Here is a 316-nt window from a genome sequence, read left to right as displayed (position 1 = left end):
GCCCTGCAGACCCTGGCCCAACGCGCGCAAACCGCGCCGGCCGCGGTGCAACAGCTGCTGTGGGCCCGCAGCCACGCCGAGCTGCAACGCTGGCGCACCGACGCGCAAGCGGCGGCTGGATTGCCCACGCCGCACGCCGCACCGGCCACGCTCGCGCCACACGCCAAGGCCCCGCCCCGCGTGTCGCCCCTGGCCGAGCTCACCGAGCGGCTGCGGCAGCACGCACCGGGCGCTCACGGCGCCAGCGCAGCGCTGGCTGCCCGTGCCGACCCGCCCGACATGCCCAGCCTGCAGGGTTTCCGCGAGGTTTGGGCCC

The 316-nt window shown here is 77.2% G+C and carries 1 protein-coding gene; it reads left to right on the top strand.

Annotation, left to right across the window (positions count from 1 at the left end; genetic code table 11):
- On the top strand, nt 1–316 hold a 316-nt coding region (locus HA630_RS26845), incomplete at both ends, for a DUF2894 domain-containing protein (protein WP_166832140.1).

Source organism: Aquabacterium sp. A08, from assembly GCF_011742065.1.
This window is presented reverse-complemented; position numbering and strand designations above follow the sequence as displayed.